The organism is Methylophaga sp. OBS4 (genome assembly GCF_026319305.1).
Classification (GTDB): domain Bacteria; phylum Pseudomonadota; class Gammaproteobacteria; order Nitrosococcales; family Methylophagaceae; genus Methylophaga.
Map to the genome: position 1 here is coordinate 1 of NZ_JAPDMV010000045.1, position 15,992 is coordinate 15,992.

Here is a 15,992-nt window from a genome sequence, read left to right on the forward strand (position 1 = left end):
AATCTGCGTTCATCTGCGTAATCTGCGGATAGCTATTTTTGGAGAGAACCAAAGCCTAATCTTTCGCCAGCCAGACACACTGGCCGCCACTGGCCTGATTGACTTTGTCCAGCATAAGCTGATGGGCAGCCAGTTCATCTTCGTTGGCTCGAAGCACCCGTAATGGCTGACGTTCGACTGCTGCCAGCTCGGTTTCCGCCCGCAGGTCAGTTGCTGTTTCGCTTTCCTGTGCCGTCAATGTCAGGCTAACCTGCCCCCCTGTCATGGCCAGATAAACATCTGCCAGAATCTCGGCATCAAGCAAAGCGCCGTGCAACTCGCGGTTGGAGTTATCTACGTCATAACGTTTACACAAGGCATCCAGATTGTTTTTTTGCCCCGGATGTTTATCACGTGCCATTTTCAGGGTATCAAGCACAGTGGCCACCGATTTGATACGACGTGTTTCATCAGCCAGCTTTTTCAGCTCATGATCCAGAAAACCGACATCAAACGGCGCATTGTGAATTATCAACTCGGCACCATCAATAAAACGTAGAAAATCCTCGGCTATCTCGGCAAACAGTGGTTTATCCACCAGTGACTCATTGGTAATACCGTGTACTTCCATCGCACCGGCATCGATCTCGCGTTGCGGGTTGATATATTGATGAAAGGTATTGCCGGTCAGACGGCGATTCACCAGTTCGACACAACCGATCTCGATAATACGGTGATCATCAGCAGTGCTGATACCGGTGGTTTCGGTATCCAGCACAACCTGTCGTTTTTGCGTAGTCTCAACCATTTGACACTCCTATGCACCAGGGTCTGTTTAACCGGCAAGCTGTTCTCTTGCCTTGACCGCAAGCTGATCGGCACGCTCATTTTCAGCATGCCCCTGATGGCCGCGGACCCATTTCCAATCCACTTCATGCGGACTAATGGCTTTGTCCAGACGCTGCCATAACTCGACATTTTTTACCGGCTTTTTAGCTGCTGTTCGCCAATTACGCGCTTTCCAGCCGGAGATCCACTCTGTCATGCCTTTCATCACATACTGGGAATCGGTAGTGATGGTAACACGGCAAGGACGTGTCAACGCCTCCAGCGCGGCAATCACTGCCATCAATTCCATTCGATTGTTGGTCGAGTTTGCCTCGCTACCAGACAATTCCTTTTCTGTACCTTTGGCACGTAAAATGGCGCCCCAGCCTCCGGGACCGGGATTGCCACTGCAGGCACCATCAGTAAAGATTTCAACGTGATCCATTATTATTGTCTCGGGCTATCGGTTTATTGACCATACCAGGGGCTGGGAACAGCTGGCGTTTGCGCACGGGTTGCCGCAGTGGGGTAAGCGGTATGGTACGTTTGGTGGCTACCATAACAGAGACCCCGCCAAACCAGGGCCATAATCTTCTGCCCCAACGCTCGATAAAGCGACTGCTAATCAGCCATTTTTCATTTTTGAACGGTGGCCGAAAAATCAGACGTCGTTGTTCTGTTGTCTCAAAATTGAGTAAAGCCAGCCAGTCTTTGATTCGAGTCCGGGTAAAAAAGTGGCCATGCCATGGAGCGGCATCCTGCCATGAAAACAAACGTCTCAGCCCCCAAAGGCTGAAGGGGTTGAAGCAGCACAAAATCAGTTTGCCGTCAGCGGCTAATACCCGCTCAGCTTCACGCAGCACCTGATGGGGATCACTGGCATATTCAAGAACATGCAGCAACAGCATATTGTCTATACTATAACTTTTGAACGGCAAGGCTTCCGGTGAGGCATTTACATCACCCGTTGGTGCCAACAAAGACTGACTCACCGGTCTGTTGACTGTAGGCAATAAAAGGTCTACTCCTCCCTGTTGCAGCTGAAAATAGCCATAGAACTGCTTGCTCAAGTCGGCAATGACTTCCCGTTCCTGTGCCATAACATGTTCACCCAGCGGGCTGTGCCACCAGCTTTTCATGACATTGCTTCTGTTGTCGGTCATAGCCTGTCCCGGAAGGAGAAAATATGCTTAAAGTTCATGCGGTACCTGCATTTAATGACAATTATATCTGGCTCATCCAGCCGGAAAACAGCAGCAAGGTGATGATTGTTGATCCAGGTGATGCCGTACCGGTCATTAAGGCCTTGAAAACAAAATCGTTACAGCCGGCAGCTATTTTAATCACCCATCATCACGCCGATCATATCGGCGGCGTAACTGAACTGCTGGCGCGCTATCCGGTGCCGGTTTTTGGTCCGGCCAACGAATCCATTCCGGCCATCACGCACCCCTTGACAGCAGACAGTAATCTTAGATTACACCCTGATTTCCCACCGTTTGATGTACTGGACACGCCCGGCCATACGGCAGGTCATATCTGTTATCTGACGGAAGGCAAACTATTCTGTGGTGATACCCTGTTTGCCGGCGGCTGTGGTCGTTTACTTGGCGGTACTGCACCGGACTTGTTTCAGTCTTTGCAGCAACTGTCCGCCTTACCCGCGAACACCCAGATCTATTGTGCCCATGAATACACACAAGCCAATCTGCGTTTTGCCGAGGCGGTAGAGCCCGACAATCCGGATTTACAGCAACGCATCCGCGATACCACAGCCCTCAGAAAAGCTGCACAACCGACGGTACCTTCATCCATCGCACTGGAACTGGCAACCAACCCGTTTCTGCGCAGTCAGCAGCCCAAAATAAAACGGGCGGCCGAACTGTTTGCCGGTCGCCCGTTAGCGGATGCTCAGGCGGTATTTACCACGCTGCGCAGCTGGAAAGATCAGTTCTAAGAACCCCTAATAACGGCCTCTATATTTATCTTTATCTTTATCTTTGCCCTTACCGGAACCTTTGTATTTTCTTTTCAGCCCCTTGGGTACCTGGCGATCATCGGCATGCCGCCAGTCACGGTCATCCAGGTTGATATTAAATTGCCAGCCACCACTACGGTAGCGAAAGTACAAATCATCATGGAAGTAATAATCATCGTATCCCACAACCACATAAGCGCCCAGACGTGAGTCGTACACCATATCGTGATGGTGATGTTTGGCTCGGTAACCATGTGCAGGCGCATGTGGCGGCGGTCCACCACTGTGATAATGCGGCTCACCATAACCGACAGCCGCCCGCGAGGCACAACCGGAAATAAACAGCGTCAGTAATGCAACACCCAGGATCAATACAGTTCTCATCGACACGTTCTCCATTTCATGTCCGGCCGCTTAATGCTGCTCAGCAGTTCAGACTTCACCTTTATTGAAGTGTACATCCATTTGCGGGTAAGGGATCGTGATGCCGTTCTTATCGAATGCTAATTTGATCTGCTCGATAAGTTCGGAGCGAACAGGCCAGTAATCATCGGCTTTGACCCAGGGCCGTACATCGAAGTTGACACTGCTGTCTGCCAGTTCGCCAACACGGATCACCGGTGCCGGATCGTCCATGACTTTGTCATGCCCCTTTACAATTTCTTCGATCAACGTCTTGGCCGTAAGCAGATCATCGTCATAACTAATGCCGAAAACCATATCGATACGGCGGGTATCGCGCGCAGAAAAATTGGTGATGGTGCCGGAGTAGATTTGACCGTTAGGAATAATCACTTCACGGTTATCGCCGGTTTTCATAATGGTGTTGAAAATACTGATCTTTTCAACAATCCCCGTCGCGCCACCTGCATCGACAAAATCGCCTATTCTGAACGGGCGGAACATGACCAACATCACGCCAGCGGCAAAGTTCTGCAAAGAATCTTTCAAAGCCAGACCTACAGCCAGGCCGGCAGCACCAAGCACGGCAATCATTGATGTCGTGTTGACACCCAACTGATCCAGGGCAGCAATCAATACGAATAACATCAGCACCGCATTGGCGATCACACTGGCGAAGTTAATCAGAATCGGATCGATGTCAGCACGAACCATCAATTTACGAACCAGTTTCACCAGCCAGCGCACCACCGCTCGCCCGACAAACACAATGATAGCGGCAAATAGAATATTCATCAGCCAACTGCCGACCACACTTCCTGTAGCTGTTTCCATTTCAATTCCTCTTTTCGATAGCTTTAATAATTTCGCGAATCAACGCTGGTCCCCGGTAAATCAGACCGCTGTAGATTTGTACCAGCGAGGCACCCGCGTCTATTTTTTCAATGGCATCCTCAGCCGACATAATTCCACCTGCTGCAATAATCGGCAAGTGTTCAGGTAAAGCCAGGCGGAACTGCCTGACAATCTCCGTTGATTTCACTAGCACCGGCGCACCGCTAAGGCCACCGGCTTCATTAGCATTAGGCAGACCTTCAACCCCCTGCCGTGACATGGTGGTGTTAGTCGCAATCACCGCATCCACCTGATGCCGGGCAAAAGCGTCGGCCAGCTGCAGAACTTCCTCTGCCGTCAGATCGGGGGCCACCTTAACCGCCATGGGCACATATCGATTGTATTGCTCCGCCAATTGGGTCTGCTGTTTTTTCAAGGCCGCTAACAACGTATCCAGCGACTCGCCAAACTGCAGACTGCGTAACCCCGGCGTATTGGGAGAAGAAATGTTGATAGTGACATAATCTGCATACGGGTACACCTTGTTCAGACCGATCAGATAGTCATCCGCTGCATTCTCCACCGGCGTATCGAAATTCTTGCCGATATTGATACCAATCAAACTGTGGGTTTCAGCGACTTTGACTTGCTCAATCAAGTGATCCACACCGAGGTTGTTGAATCCCATTCTGTTGATAATGGCTTGTGCCTCGGGAATCCGGAACAGGCGGGGTTTGGGATTACCCGGCTGTGGCCGGGGTGTCACGGTGCCAATTTCAACAAAACCGAACCCCAACGCCGACATAGCTTCAATATAATCGCCATTCTTGTCGAGACCAGCGGCCAGGCCCACCGCATTGGGAAACGTCAGGCCCATCACCCGCACCGGGGTGGCTGCGACTTTTTTGTATAACAATGATGACAGACCAGTCATTTCCATAATACTGAGCCCGGTCAGCCCCAGATGATGTGCTTTTTCCGCGTCAAGACGGAACATCAAATTACGCAACATGCGATACAGCATTGTCATACCACCATTTCGATTTGATAACCGCTGAATTTGCGGATGTTAAGCACCCCGTTATCCAGGATCAAATACTGGCCTTTGATGCCCTGCAGCTGTCCCCTGATCTCCGCTGTTTTATCAAAGTTCAGCGACGAGACTTTGCCGGGATAGTCATTTACCGGATAACTGATGGTCACTACCGGTTCAGCCAGCAGGACTTTAATCGCATCGTCACCGAATTGTTGCTGTAGCACCTTGATATCATCGACACACTCTGCCAGCAGACGATCCCGTTCAGCGGCCAGATCCAACGGCTCGGCATCGCCTTTGAGCATTTTGCGCCAGTCTGTGCGATCTGACACATGGGATTTGAACATCACTTCTACCAGGCCTGACTGGTAACGGGTTTTCACTCTGAAAATCGGTATCGCCTGGGTTGCCCCCTGATCTATCCAGCGTGTCGGTATCTGGTTGATGCGAGTAATCCCCACTTTCAGCCCCGAACTGTTGGCAAGATAGACAATATGTTCCTGCATACACACGGCTTCGCCCCATTCCGGTTCACGGCAGGTACCGGCAGCGTAATGGCACAGCTCCGGCTTCATAAAGCACAAATCACATTGCGCCAGCTTTTGTGAACAGGGAAAACAAAAACCGCCGCTGTAACTTTTTTTGGTCAAACGCTGGCAGTTTAAACAGTGAATCTCTCCCAGAAAATTCAAACTGATTGACTGACCTATCAATGCATTCATCGCCACCCGCTCATCACCCAGCCGCATTTCGTACTGCGCTTCATGGCTGGATGGCAAGGTCACTGCCATTTTCGACAGTTGCCCACTAAGTTGTGTCACCAGATACCTCTTGTTGTATTCAATTACTATTAAATACTAACTTATACCGAAACAACCTGGAAATGCACGATCTCAGCGAAACAAGAAGTCGTCCTGTTCACGACAGAACGCCGCAGGAATAGCTACTCTCTTTCAAGGTGTTATGTCGTGAACAGGACGGCTTATCGTCTCGCCCTACGGGAGCCCATGTAAATAGCCAGCACGGTGTTGTAGCCTTTGCCAAGGGAATAACCATTCGCTGCAGGCTACGCCTTGTTCTGACTATTTACATGGACTCTGAGACGCGCAGTTCCAGGTTGTTTCGGTATTAATAGCTAGCTATTAGATAGCGGTAAACAGGCTCTGAATATTCTGCTAGGCTTGAGCGGGATAGACAGGTAAGGGTTGCGTGTATGACAAATGAATATGGTCTGCTCCATGCGTATCTGCTGGATGGTCACGGTGGCGCTGCTGTACTTTCCATCGAACAAGTGAATAACTGGCAGCCGTCACAAGGCATGTTATGGCTGCATTTCGATTATAGTCACCCCGATGCCGAAACCTGGCTGCTGGAACAATCCGGCGTCGACCATGTCATTGCCAATGCGCTGGTTATGGATGAAACTCGCCCCCGGGCCACCACGATCGACGATGGTCTGCTGATCGCGCTACGCGGTATCAATCACAACCCCGGTTCCGAAGACGATATGATTGCGCTGCGCATGTGGATAGACAAGCAACGCATTATCACCAGCCGCCGCCGAAAACTTCATGCAGCCAGCACCGTCGTGAATGAACTGCAACACGGTTCCGGCCCCGCCGACAGTGGCGAATTTCTGTGCCGTATCTGCGACCATATCATCGGCGATATGAGCGAAACGGTCGGTAATTATGAAGATAAAGTCGCCGATTACGAAGACGCGCTGCTCGACGGCGTCAGCGGCAGTTTACGTTATGATTTGGCGACCTTGCGCCGTCAGACTATTACTATTCGCCGTTATCTGGCTCCACAGCGCGAGGCATTGGCCAAATTGCTGACCGAAAAAGTGTCCTGGCTGAATGACAACCATAAAATCGAACTCCGAGAAATCAACGATCAGTTGATCCGCCATATCGAAAACCTGGATGCGGCCAGGGAACGGGCCGCCGTGACGCAGGAAGAGCTGTTGAACCGCCTGTCCGAACAAATGAACAAGCGAATGTATGTATTGTCAGTCGTGGCGGCGATATTTTTGCCCTTAAGTTTTCTGACCGGTTTGCTGGGTGTCAACGTCGCCGGCATTCCGGGCAGCGACAATGAGATGGCTTTTTGGCTGTTTAATTTGTTACTGGGGATCGTTGTCGTAATGCAGATTATGATTTTTCGTTGGCAACGCTGGTTTTAGCCAACACATGGCTTAATCTCTGATCACCCGGATCGGGAATGGTTCTGTAACCGAGCCTGTGTAAAGCGAGCGGTGCGGGAATGGAATTTCAATGCCTTCGGCATCAAACGCTGCCTTGATTTCTTCATGAATGCTGTTTTTCAGTTCGAGAAAGTTTTCGCGTTTCACCCACACCGAGAACTGCATATCCAGTGAGGAATCTCCAAACCCCAGGAATACAAAAAGCGGCTTGGGTTCATCCAGACACAGCGGGTTCGCTTCAGCTACTTTTTCCAGTACTTTGCGCACACCATTGATGTCTTCCTTATAAGCGACACCGATAGCCAGATCAATACGGCGGATCGGAAAACGGGTCAGCGTCGTGACTTCTGATTTAATCAGCGTTTCATTGGGAATGCGCACATAAAGATTATCAAAAGTGCGCAATTTCACTGACAGTAAATCCACTGATAAGACTTCACCCGTAGTGGTGCCAACCCGAATCAGATCGCCCACCGAAAAGGGCCTTTCCGCCACCAGAAACAGGCCGCTGATAATATTCGATGCCGAGGTCTGGGAGGCAAAACCAATAGCGACAGACAAAATACCGGCAGCCCCGATCAAAACACCCAGATTAAAGCCAATCGCATTGAGGCCCATGACCACAAACACCAATAACACCAGGTAGGTGGCGACCCTCGCCATCAACAGCTGTTGATGGCTATCAAAACGATGTTTACTCCATTGCCTGACACCGCGGCCGGCCATACGTGCCAGCAACAGCCCCACAAGAAAGTAAACCAGCGCTTCGACTATCGACAGCACCAGAGCCGCATCAATTTTTGCCAGCCAGTCACTCATATTCTGCTTCCAAGTTGTCTGTTACCCAAACAGCGCCGAAATGGCTTTGGTAATTCTACTGCCGCCCAAATACTCACGCGCATTTGCCACCAAGGTCAGGTCTGACTCCGGCAAACCACCACTTATCACCTCGTCAACACTGAGGATGGCATCATCATTATCACGTCTGACCAGGGTGATTCTGGGGGTCCAGAACTGGCCGAACTCATCCGTGTATAAATTAAGGTTGGGGGCCGGCACACTGATTTTATCCAAAGTCAGCATCTGTTCGGACTGATTCTGAATTCTCACTTCAATGGCGGCACGGGCTTTATTGTTAGCTATCGGTTTGACATCCAGCTGCTCACTGACCTGCGAGGCATAGCTGATCACGCCTTCCTGTGTGTTGGGACCAAACCAGGAATCACAAACGTTGACAGTGGCAATATCCAGCAGCGGATTCTTCGTCCCTTCAACCCGCAGTTGTATCCACAGCGGCAGGCAGACAAACAGCGTGACTTCCTGAAAAGGCAGCAGGGTCACAGACACCACCGGCCGGCAGACCACAGGCCGATCAGCCAGCGCCGGCTGCAAGGTCAGGGCCTTGGGCAATTCGGCAAAAACAAAGCGCTGCTCCTTATCAAAGACTGTACCAGTATCAGCAACCGGTATCTGCTCCAGCTCAGGTTCAAACTGATTGACCTCTTTCTGCCATTCGTAACCCAACCACCACTGGTGGGGCTGACACTGCAGTTGCAGGTGCAGATCAGCACAGCGAAGCAGACGCTGTTCGCCCTCACTGAATTCAAATGTTCCCCACCAATTACTTGTTTGTGTTGACATAACTAAATAACGATTTTGTTAACTTTGACAAAGACAGCCTGTAAATCCTCACCTATAATAGCTCGTTATGCAAAATCGCACCCTTATAAAATCGGCACTGGTAGCACTATTTGTCTTACTGGTCACCTCTTGTAGCAGCACCTCCGAAAAGGTCGCTGAGCAAACGGCTACCCCTGTTGATTCAACCGATAGGGTTGCGACCGAGCGGCAAACGGTATGGCAGAATGCCTATGGCGAAAAGCAGTCATCCCATGCCAATACCTTATCATCATCTACCAGCCCCTCACTTTCCAACCAACGCCTTTCCCGGACTGGGCCCATTACAGACCTCTGGCAACGCATTCCCGAAGGATTTGCAATTTCTGATTATCAGCAGTTACATCCTGACTCGGAACAGCAACTGCGCTGGTTTATCACCCATCCTGATTATGTCAGCCGGGTGGTTGAACGCGCTCGACCTTATCTGCATTACATCGTTGAACAAATCGAAATGCGTGGTATGCCGATGGAAATCGCGCTGTTGCCGGTCGTGGAGAGTGGTTTTCAACCCTATGCCTATTCATCAAGTCATGCTGCCGGACTATGGCAGTTTATTCCTGGCACCGGCAAGCTGTACGGCCTGGACCAGAACTGGTGGTATGACGGCCGCCGCGATGTGATTCAATCTACACGTGCCGCCCTGGATTATCTGCAAAAACTCCATAATGACTTTGGTGACTGGCAACTGGCGCTGGCAGCCTACAATTGCGGTGAAGGTACCGTAGGCCGGGCCATCAAACGTAATCAGCAATTGGGCAAACCCACTGATTTCTGGTCGCTGGATTTGCCTGCAGAAACGTCAGCTTATGTACCCAAGCTGATGGCGGTCAGCCATATGGTTAAATTTCCTGAACGCTACGATCTGAGCCTGAGCCCGATAGATAATGAACCCTATCTGGATGTGGTAAATGTCGGCTCACAGATCGACATGGCCATGGCGGCGAAAATGGCCGATATCAGCAGTGATGAAATGTACACGCTCAACCCGGCATTCAATCGCTGGGCCACAGCGCCGGACGGTCCCCATGACCTGGTGATCCCTCTCAGCAAAGCCGAAAACTTTAAAACTGCACTGGCGGCATTGCCGGCCAAACAACGTGTTAAATGGGCCAGACATCAGATTAAGCGCGGCGAATCACTCAGCGTAATTGCCCGTCGCTATGAAACCACGATTACCGTAATCAAGCAGGCCAATGAACTGCAGGGTACTAATATTCGTGCAGGCAGTCATCTGCTGATCCCCGTTGCAGCAGGCGATAACAAAGACTATGCGCTAATGCCCGCACAGGGTCAGGCCCGTTCGCAATCCAGTAAAAAATCACAAAAAAAGTATCATATCGTTCGTAGCGGAGATACCTGGTGGGATATTGCCCGCAGCCATGATCTGGACGTCAAGACACTGGCGCAATGGAATAACAAAGCGCCGGGCGATATTCTGCAGCCGGGGCAAAAACTGGTTATCTTGACTGATAACACCTCATCAAACAGTGCCAACCGCAAAACTGTCAGCTACGTCATTAAAAACGGCGATTCTCTATGGGCTATTTCACGCAAATTCAATGTCAGTGTGGCCCAGGTGCGTGAATGGAATGGTCTGAGTGATCGCACGCTGTTACAGCCGGGGCAAAACCTGAAGTTGTATCTGGATGAAACCTGACTGACACGTGTTACATATCGCACTGTTTGAACCTGAAATCCCGCCGAACACGGGCAATATTATCCGCCTTTGCGCCAATACCGGCGCGCAGCTGCACCTGATCGAACCACTGGGTTTTGTACTGGATGACAAACGTCTGCGGCGGGCCGGGCTTGATTATCACGAGTTTGCCAATGTACATCAGCATCAAAACTATTTGGCATTACTGAACTGGGCCGATCAGAGACGTATTATTGCCTGCACCACCAAAGCCCGCCGGCATCACCATGAAATCAGCTACCGGGACGAAGATATCTTGTTGTTTGGCCCCGAATCACGTGGTCTGCCGGATACCATTCTAAACAGCTTGCCTGATAAGCAGAAAATCCGCATACCCATGCTGGCTGACAGTCGCAGCCTGAATCTCTCCAATGCTTCAGCCATCATCCTGTATCAGGCCTGGCAGCAACTGGGTTTTCCCGGTGCCAAACCTCTCTAGGATCCTGTCGGGTTTATACCTAAACAACTTCAGAATAGTGGTTTTCAATCCGTACTTCGACAAGCTCAGCATGAACGGAGTGCGCCCCCGTTCGCTTTAAGCTCTGAGCTTGACTAAGAATCGAAGGGTGGCTTAATAAAAATTCATGCTTCCCACCATTTTGAGGTTGATTGGGTATAGGCGTTCGTAACGAAAGAAAGTCCGGTTTGAGGCTGTTACAAAGGAAATGGCTATTGCCCGCGCCTTGCCCTGGACGCCGACAAACTCTAACTGTTGAAATCCGTTTCAAAATAACCTGACCTGGTTCATTGTCCAATCGACGAGGCTGGACTATGATGGCGAAGGATAATCAGGTACTTTGCCTGTCAAACCTTGGACTGAGTTGCAATATCAATAAACCCAAATGAGTTTTTCGCTGCCTGCCAATATGCCGTCGCTCAGTCTGAGTATTCCGACCGAGCGGCATTCTATGGGTAATGTGGAACTCAATGAAGAACTGCTGCGGCACTGGATTCAGCGCCTGCCCTCTAATAGTCCCATCGAATTCACCGCACGATACCTGGATGCCTTAAGGCGTTTCAATGCCAACCAGGTCAGCCATACCGAACGAATTAAACTGCTGGATATGTACCGTGACCCCTTTAACAAGGTCTTGTTTGGGCTGACCATTCCCAAACTGCAGCGGCTGGTCAAAGATGGCGCCACCCGGTTCAAACTGATTCAGGATATGAGTGATGTGCTGACTGAACTTGCTGCCGGCTATAAAATCGTTGTTGTCGAAGCCGGTGAAAAAAACGATAACCTCAAACTAAACCCACTGGCGCAGCTCGCAATTTACCGTGCCTGTGAACAGCTGAGCTATGTCGCATTACATGCTTACAAATTTTATCGCACGCTGCCGGTCAGAGTGTTTCGCGAGTTACACCAGCTTTATCTGCTCACTGAACAAGCAGGGCTGGCTGATAAACCAGCATTTTTAAACAAACAGCTGAAAGCGGAATTTTCGGTCAAACACCGTTACTGCCAGATCCTGCTTGTCAGTATCAGCAATCCTTACGGCCTGGCCAGTGGTGACGTCATCCGCTGCTACAACATGATGATGCAACTGGCGCCGGCGGCGAACCTCACCAGCCTCCCTGATGACGGCAAACCCTTAGCCGGACATTTTTATATCAACTGTCTCAGTGATCGTACGCCATCGCCCGCCATATTACCGGTGATGGATGACAACAGCCGCCCACCCACATTGATTCTCGACACCAAACCCCTGTTGAGCCGGGTCGATACTTTGTTTGATCAGGCCCGTACTCAGGGCGAACATCACCCTGCGGCAGATAATATCAGGCTGCTGAGGCAGATCGTGCCTTACCTCAATACCGCCTATCAGCGTAAACAACCGCGAACACCGGTAGCAGGAAGCAAAGAAACCTTTATCGCCGTAGGACTCGAACATATTCATCAAGCCCTGACCGAAGTCAGTACCTTGCCGGTCGAAAAAGATCCGTGGCTGAATTCGGCCTGGGAAGTACTGAACAAGAACAACTATGGCTATCTGGTGCAAAAACGCCGGGTCAGTCAGGCCCACGATCTGAAAATAGGCGATTTTGTCGGTATTCTGGAACAGGAAAATAACCAAACCCGGCCCAAAGCCCGGCTGGCTTCAATTCGCTGGCTGCGCACCGATGATTTCGAACAAACCAAGATTGGGCTGAAGTTTATCGATGGTGATGCCATTCCGGTATTTTTTACCATTGGTGACGGGCAGGATAAAAAACCGGCTTTTCTGATGCCGGAAAATAGTTTGAGTCACCGGGCCGCCAGTTTAATCACCTCATCCGGTTTTTTTGCCTCAGCGTCTGCACTGACCATCAAAACCGGAAAAAAGCGTTTTAATTTCACCGTCAGGCCGGACAAGCTACTGGATCAAAATGACGACTTTGAACGTTTCACCTTCCAGGATCTGCTGGAATAAATTTCTTGCAGCTGACCAGGCCCATTGAACACCTACCTTTTATATGGATTTTATGGCGATTACTGCTATCATCGGTGCTGGCAAGGAGGAGCCCATGTTTGATAAATTGCGCCGGATATTACTGCCCGTATTGTTGTTATGTCTGCCCATGCTGGCAGTGGCAACAGGGCAGCAGCCGACGCAAACTTCTCTGGAACCGGTCACATTACAGCTCAAGTGGCTGCATCAGTTCCAGTTCGCCGGTTATTACGCCGCCAAGGAAAAAGGGTTTTTTGCGGCCGAAGGTCTGGATGTTTCTCTGCAACAACGCCGCCCCGGCACCAGCGTCATTGATGAAGTTGTCAGTGGCCGCTCCGAATACGGTGTGGGCGGCATGGGTCTTCTCGCCCGCTATGCCAATGGCGACCCCGTTAAGGCACTCGCTGCCATTTTCCAGCATGATGCACTGGTCTTTATCAGCAAAGCCGGTTCCGGCATTATCAGCCCCTATGAAATAGCCGGTAAAAAAGTGATGTTTGACAGCAGTACCGGCAACGATGCGGTGTTGAGAGCATTAATCCATGATGCAGACATCTCACTGGATGACTTGACTACTGTCCCCCAGGATTTGGGCATTGAGCACCTGATCAATGATGATGTCGACGTTATATCCGGTTATCTCACTGATCAACCCTATCAGTTGCGTAAGCGTGGCGAACAAATCAATATCATCAATCCGCATAACTACGGTTTTGATTTTTACGGAGATCTGCTGTTCACCAGTGATCACGAACTGAAAAACCATCCAGGCCGTGCCGGGCGCATGCTGAGAGCCACACTCAAAGGCTGGCGTTATGCTCTGGAGCATCCGGAAGAAATAATTCAAATCATCAAATATAAATATGGCAGCACATCAACACTCGAGGCGCTGCGTTTTGAAGCGCGGGAAACAAAAAAGTTGATCCTGCCCGATATTATTCCGTTAGGCACCATACACATGGAAAGGCTGCGTCGAATCGCTGATATATACGCCCAGCTTGATGTCGTCTCCCCGCTCACTGACAAACAACTCGATCGCTTTATTCATCAAAAACCAAGCTCTGTGACGTTCACCGCAAAGGAACAACACTGGCTGGATACCCATCCGACCATCAGGGTAGGTATCGATCGGGACTTTGCCCCCTATGAATGGATAGATGAGCAAGGACAATATGTCGGTCTGGCCGCTGCATACATACGCCTGCTGGAAGCAAAACTGAACCTGCACTTTGAAATCATTGATGACAAACCCTGGCATGAAATTATGGCCATGGCTTATCGCGGTGAACTCGACCTGCTGTCATGTTTGAACATGACACCGGAGCGGGCCAGGCATCTGGCTTTTACTGTGCCTTATGTCAATAATCCCATCGTTATCGTCAATGCCAATCGTAATGGCTACATTGGCTCGCTGGATAATCTGGGCGGCAAGACCGTGGCGGTGGAAAAAGGGTATTACACCCAGGAAATGTTAGAAAAAGACTATCCGGACATCAAACTGATGGCGGTTGAAAATACACAACAAGCACTGGAAAAAGTGGCTGCAGGAGAAGCCGATGCCTATGTCGGTGATGCGGCTTATGCCAACTATGGCATCAAAAAATATGATCTGCTTAATTTGCAGTTTGCCGGACAGACAAAAGCCACCGCTGCATACCGGATCGGTGTAGATAAAAATAATCTCGAGTTACTGAGCGTGATCAACAAAGTGCTCGACAATCTGACCGAAACCGAACGCAAAGAAATTGAAAACCAGTGGCTGGGCCTGACCGTCAAAACCGGAACCGACACTCAAACAGTTATTAAGGTGTCCTCCGCACTTGGTCTGCTGTTATTACTGTTTTCCTACTGGATTTTCCGGCTGAAACAATCAAAATTCGCGCTGGAAAAAAGCGAGGCACAACTGCGCGCCATCATCGAGGCTTCACCGATACCGCATGCCGTGAACGACACCGACAAAAACATTACGTATCTCAACCCGGCATTTATCGACACCTTCGGTTATACGTTGGATGATATTCCGACACTGGAACACTGGTGGCCCAAAGCTTATCCCGATCCAAAATATCGTCAACGGGTAATAAAAAGTTGGCTGCGCCATCTGAAACGGGCCACCGACCACGGTGAGGATTTTGAACCGCTAGAAGTCAAAATTCAATGCAAAAACAGCCAGACACGTCACGTCCTTGCCAGCGCTACCGCGGTAAACCGGCAAATCGATAACAACACGCATGTGGTGATTCTCTACGATATCAGCGAGCGCAAACGGGCCGAAGAGCGGCTGAAGATGTCGGGACGAGTTTTTAATCAGGCCCACGAAGGTATTATGATTACCGATCCAGACAGCATGATTGTTGATGTCAACCCGGCATTTTCAGCCATTACCGGCTACGCCCGTCATGAAGTGATCGGTAAAACCCCTGCTATTTTACGATCTGACAAACACAGCCGCGTGTTCTATCAGGAAATGTGGGCCAGTCTTCACGAAAACGGTCATTGGCAAGGTGAAATCTGGAACCGCAAGAAAAACGGCCAGCTGTTTGCCGAATTGCTGACAATTTCGACACTGGTCGATGAAAAAGGCGAAATCCTGCATTACCTGGGACTGTTTTCCGACATTACCCAAAGTAAAGAACAGCAGCACGCACTGGAAATGATGGCGCATTACGACATGCTGACCCAGTTGCCCAACCGCACCTTATTTGCCGATCGATTCCAGCAGGCTATCGCCCACAGCAAGCGTAATCATAGCCTGCTTGCCGTTGTATTTCTGGATCTGGATGGCTTCAAACCAATCAATGATCGTTATGGTCACGAAATCGGTGATCAGTTACTGATCGAGGTGGCACAAAGGATCAAGGCCAGTATCAGGCAGGATGACACCGCCTCCAGACTGGGCGGTGATGAATNTGTGANGCTGCTCA

Annotated in this window: 15 protein-coding genes; 6 read left to right on the forward strand and 9 right to left on the reverse strand. The window is 50.3% G+C overall.

The window, feature by feature from the left end:
* Window positions 1–55: 55 nt before the first annotated feature.
* From dnaQ to OMP95_RS11565, 3 genes are read right to left on the reverse strand one after another with little or no spacing between them, the layout of a single operon-like run.
* Window positions 56–787, reverse strand: a complete 732-nt coding sequence (gene dnaQ / locus OMP95_RS11555) for a DNA polymerase III subunit epsilon (RefSeq protein WP_266328977.1) — start codon at window positions 785–787, stop codon at window positions 56–58.
* Window positions 788–814: 27 nt separating this feature from the next.
* Window positions 815–1,252, reverse strand: coding sequence for a ribonuclease HI (rnhA, locus tag OMP95_RS11560; protein ID WP_266328979.1), 438 nt, complete (start codon window positions 1,250–1,252; stop codon window positions 815–817).
* Complete coding sequence (locus OMP95_RS11565; RefSeq protein WP_266328981.1) at window positions 1,239–1,970, reverse strand: class I SAM-dependent methyltransferase; 732 nt, start codon at window positions 1,968–1,970, stop codon at window positions 1,239–1,241. The genes rnhA and OMP95_RS11565 overlap by 14 nt, the downstream gene beginning before the upstream one ends.
* Before the next feature lie 23 nt (window positions 1,971–1,993).
* Between OMP95_RS11565 and gloB the strand changes: the two genes are divergently transcribed.
* On the forward strand, window positions 1,994–2,764 hold the full coding sequence (gene gloB / locus OMP95_RS11570; protein ID WP_266328983.1) for a hydroxyacylglutathione hydrolase: 771 nt from the start codon (window positions 1,994–1,996) through the stop codon (window positions 2,762–2,764).
* Between the two features lie 6 nt (window positions 2,765–2,770).
* On the opposite strand, the gene OMP95_RS11575 is transcribed toward gloB, so the two are convergent.
* From OMP95_RS11575 to OMP95_RS11590, 4 genes are read right to left on the reverse strand one after another with little or no spacing between them, the layout of a single operon-like run.
* A complete protein-coding gene (locus OMP95_RS11575) occupies window positions 2,771–3,169 on the reverse strand; it encodes a hypothetical protein (protein ID WP_266328985.1) in 399 nt (132 codons plus the stop codon).
* A gap of 48 nt (window positions 3,170–3,217) precedes the next feature.
* Window positions 3,218–4,021, reverse strand: a complete 804-nt coding sequence (locus OMP95_RS11580; RefSeq protein WP_266328987.1) for a mechanosensitive ion channel family protein — start codon at window positions 4,019–4,021, stop codon at window positions 3,218–3,220.
* 1 nt (window position 4,022) lies between these two features.
* Window positions 4,023–5,045 (reverse strand): quinone-dependent dihydroorotate dehydrogenase, encoded by a 1,023-nt coding sequence (locus OMP95_RS11585; protein WP_266329001.1) that lies wholly within the window; start codon window positions 5,043–5,045, stop codon window positions 4,023–4,025.
* Window positions 5,046–5,047: 2 nt separating this feature from the next.
* Window positions 5,048–5,848 carry a DUF2797 domain-containing protein gene (locus tag OMP95_RS11590; protein ID WP_266329003.1) on the reverse strand — a complete coding sequence of 267 codons (801 nt, stop codon included), beginning with the start codon at window positions 5,846–5,848 and terminating at the stop codon, window positions 5,048–5,050.
* 422 nt (window positions 5,849–6,270) lie between these two features.
* On the opposite strand from OMP95_RS11590, the gene zntB reads away from it, so the two are divergent.
* Window positions 6,271–7,242 (forward strand): zinc transporter ZntB, encoded by a 972-nt coding sequence (zntB, locus tag OMP95_RS11595; RefSeq protein WP_266328989.1) that lies wholly within the window; start codon window positions 6,271–6,273, stop codon window positions 7,240–7,242.
* A gap of 12 nt (window positions 7,243–7,254) precedes the next feature.
* Here zntB and OMP95_RS11600 read toward each other — a convergent pair whose 3' ends face one another.
* Window positions 7,255–8,082, reverse strand: a complete 828-nt coding sequence (locus OMP95_RS11600; RefSeq protein ID WP_266328991.1) for a mechanosensitive ion channel family protein — start codon at window positions 8,080–8,082, stop codon at window positions 7,255–7,257.
* A 21-nt stretch (window positions 8,083–8,103) separates the two neighbouring features.
* Window positions 8,104–8,904: a hypothetical protein gene (locus tag OMP95_RS11605; RefSeq protein WP_266328993.1), complete on the reverse strand. Its 801-nt coding sequence runs from the start codon at window positions 8,902–8,904 to the stop codon at window positions 8,104–8,106.
* A 67-nt stretch (window positions 8,905–8,971) separates the two neighbouring features.
* Between OMP95_RS11605 and OMP95_RS11610 the strand changes: the two genes are divergently transcribed.
* From OMP95_RS11610 to OMP95_RS11625, 4 genes are all read left to right on the forward strand, one after another.
* Window positions 8,972–10,600 (forward strand): LysM peptidoglycan-binding domain-containing protein, encoded by a 1,629-nt coding sequence (locus OMP95_RS11610; RefSeq protein WP_266328995.1) that lies wholly within the window; start codon window positions 8,972–8,974, stop codon window positions 10,598–10,600.
* Between the two features lie 7 nt (window positions 10,601–10,607).
* Entirely contained in the window at window positions 10,608–11,078 is a 471-nt protein-coding gene (gene trmL, locus OMP95_RS11615) for a tRNA (uridine(34)/cytosine(34)/5-carboxymethylaminomethyluridine(34)-2'-O)-methyltransferase TrmL (protein WP_266328997.1), read from the forward strand.
* 403 nt (window positions 11,079–11,481) lie between these two features.
* On the forward strand, window positions 11,482–13,050 hold the full coding sequence (locus OMP95_RS11620) for a hypothetical protein (protein WP_266328999.1): 1,569 nt from the start codon (window positions 11,482–11,484) through the stop codon (window positions 13,048–13,050).
* Window positions 13,051–13,144: 94 nt separating this feature from the next.
* Window positions 13,145–15,992: ABC transporter substrate-binding protein (locus tag OMP95_RS11625; RefSeq protein ID WP_323135134.1), on the forward strand; the 2,848-nt coding region annotated here is incomplete at its 3' end.

What these genes read in the sequence shown, in the direction of transcription:
- dnaQ (WP_266328977.1), bottom strand. Translation starts at nt 787, where the DNA reads ATGGTTGAGACTACGCAAAAACGACAGGTTGTGCTGGATACCGAAACC.
- rnhA (WP_266328979.1), bottom strand. Translation starts at nt 1,252, where the DNA reads ATGGATCACGTTGAAATCTTTACTGATGGTGCCTGCAGTGGCAATCCC.
- OMP95_RS11565 (WP_266328981.1), bottom strand. Translation starts at nt 1,970, where the DNA reads ATGACCGACAACAGAAGCAATGTCATGAAAAGCTGGTGGCACAGCCCG.
- gloB (WP_266328983.1), top strand. Translation starts at nt 1,994, where the DNA reads ATGCTTAAAGTTCATGCGGTACCTGCATTTAATGACAATTATATCTGG.
- OMP95_RS11575 (WP_266328985.1), bottom strand. Translation starts at nt 3,169, where the DNA reads ATGAGAACTGTATTGATCCTGGGTGTTGCATTACTGACGCTGTTTATT.
- OMP95_RS11580 (WP_266328987.1), bottom strand. Translation starts at nt 4,021, where the DNA reads ATGGAAACAGCTACAGGAAGTGTGGTCGGCAGTTGGCTGATGAATATT.
- OMP95_RS11585 (WP_266329001.1), bottom strand. Translation starts at nt 5,045, where the DNA reads ATGCTGTATCGCATGTTGCGTAATTTGATGTTCCGTCTTGACGCGGAA.
- OMP95_RS11590 (WP_266329003.1), bottom strand. Translation starts at nt 5,848, where the DNA reads ATGGCAGTGACCTTGCCATCCAGCCATGAAGCGCAGTACGAAATGCGG.
- zntB (WP_266328989.1), top strand. Translation starts at nt 6,271, where the DNA reads ATGACAAATGAATATGGTCTGCTCCATGCGTATCTGCTGGATGGTCAC.
- OMP95_RS11600 (WP_266328991.1), bottom strand. Translation starts at nt 8,082, where the DNA reads ATGAGTGACTGGCTGGCAAAAATTGATGCGGCTCTGGTGCTGTCGATA.
- OMP95_RS11605 (WP_266328993.1), bottom strand. Translation starts at nt 8,904, where the DNA reads ATGTCAACACAAACAAGTAATTGGTGGGGAACATTTGAATTCAGTGAG.
- OMP95_RS11610 (WP_266328995.1), top strand. Translation starts at nt 8,972, where the DNA reads ATGCAAAATCGCACCCTTATAAAATCGGCACTGGTAGCACTATTTGTC.
- OMP95_RS11620 (WP_266328999.1), top strand. Translation starts at nt 11,482, where the DNA reads ATGAGTTTTTCGCTGCCTGCCAATATGCCGTCGCTCAGTCTGAGTATT.